4 protein-coding genes are annotated in these 3928 nt (G+C 38.1%); 1 reads left to right on the top strand and 3 read right to left on the bottom strand.

Annotation, left to right across the window (positions count from 1 at the left end; all coding sequences use genetic code 11):
* Positions 1-1401 (top strand): AAA domain-containing protein (locus HCK02_RS13435; protein ID WP_167630609.1); only part of this gene is annotated, 1401 nt, incomplete at its 5' end.
* A gap of 56 nt (positions 1402-1457) precedes the next feature.
* On the opposite strand, the gene HCK02_RS13430 is transcribed toward HCK02_RS13435, so the two are convergent.
* From HCK02_RS13430 to HCK02_RS13420, 3 genes are all read right to left on the bottom strand, one after another.
* Entirely contained in the window at positions 1458-1850 is a 393-nt protein-coding gene (locus HCK02_RS13430) for a hypothetical protein (RefSeq protein WP_167630608.1), read from the bottom strand.
* A gap of 82 nt (positions 1851-1932) precedes the next feature.
* Positions 1933-2280 carry a magnetosome magnetite crystal formation protein family gene (locus HCK02_RS13425; RefSeq protein WP_167630607.1) on the bottom strand — a complete coding sequence of 116 codons (348 nt, stop codon included), beginning with the start codon at positions 2278-2280 and terminating at the stop codon, positions 1933-1935.
* A gap of 106 nt (positions 2281-2386) precedes the next feature.
* A complete protein-coding gene (locus tag HCK02_RS13420; RefSeq protein ID WP_167630606.1) occupies positions 2387-3724 on the bottom strand; it encodes an MATE family efflux transporter in 1338 nt (445 codons plus the stop codon).
* Positions 3725-3928: the final 204 nt, after the last annotated feature.

The raw sequence follows: 3928 nt of genomic DNA, 5'->3' as shown, positions 1-3928 counted from the left end.
CATCTATCCAGAAAAATACCAAAAACTAGATTGTATACTGTAAAGGATTATAAAAAAAATTTTAGTGATTTTATAAAAAGGTTTCCAGTGATTGGAAGTAGCACACATTCAATTATTAATTCAATAGCAGATGGTGTCGTACTTGATTATATAATTATTGATGAAGCTTCACAACAGGACATCATTCCCGGTATTTTAAGTTTGGGATGTGCATTAAATATTATTGTTGTAGGTGATAGAAAGCAGCTTCCTCATATTGCTGCACAGTCGAGAATTGAAGCACCATCCACTTATTATGATTGTACAAAATATAGCCTACTAGATTCTTTTATTGGTTTGTTTAAAGAAAAAGTACCCATTACCTTGTTGAAAGAGCATTATAGATGTCATCCAAAGATTATTCAATTTTGTAATCAACAATTTTATAATAATGAGCTGATACCGATGACTATTGATAATGGTGAAGACTCAATAGAAATAATAACGACTTCTAAAGGAAACCATATGAGGAAGAATTCGAATTTAAGAGAAATTGAATCCTTGATGGAGATAGGGTGGTCAGATGATAAAGGTATTGGCTTTATATCTCCGTATAGAAATCAAATAAAGCTAGCGGAAAAATACCTTCCAGAGGAGTTTGTTAAAGCAACCGTACACAAATTTCAAGGAAGAGAATGTAAAGAAATTGTTTTTTCAACAGTCCTTGATAAAAAGAAATACAAGCGTCAAGAATCCATGGCTTTTGTTGATGACCCTCAACTGATCAATGTTGCTGTTTCTAGAGCAATTAATAAGTTTACATTAATAACTGGGAATAATGTATTTACAAAGAATAATCAAAGCATTGCCGCCCTAATCAGATACATTAAATATTATGCCTCAGATGATCATGTGCATGATAGCCCAGTTATTTCAGCTTTTGATCTATTATATAAGGAGTATGATCACTCACTTGAAAAATTAAATAATCGTTTAAACAAAAAAAATCGACAAGTAAAATCTGAAAAAATTCTTTCAGTTTTACTAGATGATCTTTTATTAAAAGATAAATCAAGCTCTTTAGCTTATCATCAACAAATAGATTTAATTCAATTAGTTTCGATTAGAATGAATGCCTTTACTGATAGAGAAATAGAGTTTATGCATCAAAAAGCAAGTTGTGATTTTGTAGTTTACTATAAAGTCGGGAAAACGCCGATAGGGGTGATTGAAGTAGATGGTCAACACCATGAAACAACTAAGCAACAAGAAAGGGATCAGTTGAAAAATTCTATTTTAAAAAAAGCTCAGATTCCTTTATGTAGATTAAAAACGATTGAGGGAAACATTGAAAGAAAATTAGATAAATTTATACATGAATGTATTGAAAAGAGCTATGAGAAACAAATCTTAGAAGAGTAATAAATTAGAAAAAGGGAATTCAAAGCTAAAACTTTTAGCTTTGAATTCCTTTTTCATTAATCATTAGACCTCGTAGCTTTGCCACTGCTTTTTTTGCCACCTCGGAAAATAAAGAAAATTAGTGCGAGTAAGGCTGTGAGGATGCCGCTTAGGATTGAAACGAGGATCACGATAAACATTGATGCGACTTGCATCACACCGGTAATGATGATGACGGCAAAAAGGCCGTAAAGGAAGCCAAAGAAGGCAAAGCGCTGCCAGTTGGCATTCTTGCTGAAGCCGTAGTAGATTTCTGCGATGGTGGCGCCGACGAGGACTAGTGGTGCCGCAATCAGGATTGCCGCGAAGATGAGCTCCGCGTCTAGCTTTCCAAAAAGGATCGCCTCTACGCCAAGGCAAGAAAAAATTCCTAGGATAAATACGGTTAAATAAGCGAAAATAAAGCGCATGTATGTCACACTCCCTGTTCTTGTTCCAGTTTTTAGTATATCAAAAAAGAGCCGAATTTGCTGTTTCGACTCTTTTTAGGGGTTATTCGGTTATATAATGACTTTCTGCTTCATCATGTACGAGCATTTTAACGCCACGAATAATGTTGAAAAAGAAAAGTAAAATCGAAAAAATGACGAAGGAAATGACGCCAGTAAATGCAATGAATCCCGCTGTGTTTGCGCTATCTGTACTGATTTGCACGAGTGAAAAAATCGCAAAAGATAAAAATAAACTGACGACAGGAAGCACGTGTGTGGTGAGCGCTGTTTTGGCGTGATGCTGAACTTCCTTGTCGTCTGCGAATACCCAGATGAAAAGTGGGACTACAATCGGCGCAAAAAATATGCTGAAATAACTGAGCGACTTCATAACTTTATGGCTGTTCATAAAAATCATCCTTTCCTTTATCGTAATTTCATTATAAAGGAAGAACGATTGCGGTTCATTCGAATCAAGTGACAATTTGTCAGATTCGGATGACAGTTTTGTAAGATTAGAGAACAGATTTGAGCGTCCAAACTTTGCTGCGCCATCTCTTGTACATTAAAGCGGAACGAATGCCCTCGTCAATCAAGTAAGCTAGCCAAACGCCGACAAGACCAAGTCCTGCTGTGATTCCAAGCAAGTATGAAAATGGCAAGCTGACAATCCACATGACGATGAGGCCAACAATGAACGGGAAGCGAACATCTCCGGTTGCATTCAAACTGCTGATCAAAATGATATTGGTCGCACGGAACAATTCCAGTCCAATCGAAAGTAAGAAGAGCTGTTTGACCATCTGGATGACAATCGCATTACTTGTAAAGAGGCTCATCACGGGTTCTGCGAAGAGATAAAGCAAGATGCTCACGACAAGCGCAATGCCAAGCCCAATTTTCCAACTTCGCAAGCCTTGTTCGTATGCTCGGTCCAGTTCTTTAGCCCCAACAGCTCGCCCGATGATGATTTGGGAAGCTTGCCCAATCGCAATGGCAAACAAGGCCACGAACTGGCTAACGCTCGATGCGTAAACTTTCGTCGTGAGGGCTTCAGTTCCAAGCAGGGCAATGATCGCCGTGACGACAAGCTGTGAACCCGCATAGGACATGTTTTCTCCAGCGGAAGGCAATCCCAGTTTCAGAATAGCAAACAATAATTTTTTAGAATAAAGTTTTAGCTTTTTGAACGTGAATATATAGCCGATATGCTTTTTGAGCATCCAAATGGCTAGTACCATGCCGACAAAGTTGGCAACCATAGTTGCGATCCCCACTCCAGCAACGCCTAAATCAAGGAAGCTAAGTGAACCATAAAGGAAGAGGTAGTTCCCGACTACGTTGATAATGCTAATCGTGATGGGAACAAGCATCGCTTGCCGAACGTAACCGTGAACCCGCAAAATGGGTAAAATGGAAGAATGAATCGCAATGATGATGGAGCTACCGCCGATGATTTCAAGAAACGGCGAGCCAACTTGGATGAGTTCTTCGCTTAAACCAAGCAGCCTCAAGAAGGTATCGCTTAGAAAAATAAAAACAATGCTCATCGCGATGCCAATGAAAAAAGCAACGATAAGACCATTTGTGATGATTTTTTCAATCATATCATGCTTCCTTGCTCCGATCATTTGCGCCACTAAAATTTGAACGCCAACGCTGATAAAGCCGTACATAATGACAGAAATTACGAGGATTTGATTAGCGACACCGGTTGCGGCAACAGCCTCATCCGAATAGTGACCAAGCATGAACACATCCACGTAGTTAATCATAATTCGTAAAAATTGCTCTAAAAAAATAGGCCACGCAAGTGCATAAAGCCCCATGTGTTTATGAATTCCTTCCCCCATGTTTTTCCTCCCTTGATTAGAAATTTTTGGTGATCCGTAATTAGGAAACTTATAAACTAGGCAGAATAATAGTAGAAATTCGGCTTCTAATGCTTTCCTAAAAGTTTTCTTCAACCATTTTGTTATATATTTCCTCCTCTGTCAAGTTCATTTGAGCAGATTGTCAGTAGCCCATTTGTAATGGATGTTAAATGAATCTAAGAT

Origin of the sequence: Listeria valentina (assembly GCF_011800755.1) — a bacterium.
Classification (GTDB): domain Bacteria; phylum Bacillota; class Bacilli; order Lactobacillales; family Listeriaceae; genus Listeria; species Listeria valentina.
Note: the sequence above shows the minus strand (reverse complement) of the source record. Positions and strands in the feature narration are given on the sequence as shown.

Excerpts from the sequence above, each read along its gene's own strand:
- HCK02_RS13420 (WP_167630606.1), bottom strand. The coding sequence starts at position 3,724 with ATGGGGGAAGGAATTCATAAACACATGGGGCTTTATGCACTTGCGTGG.
- HCK02_RS13430 (WP_167630608.1), bottom strand. The coding sequence starts at position 1,850 with ATGCGCTTTATTTTCGCTTATTTAACCGTATTTATCCTAGGAATTTTT.
- HCK02_RS13425 (WP_167630607.1), bottom strand. The coding sequence starts at position 2,280 with ATGAACAGCCATAAAGTTATGAAGTCGCTCAGTTATTTCAGCATATTT.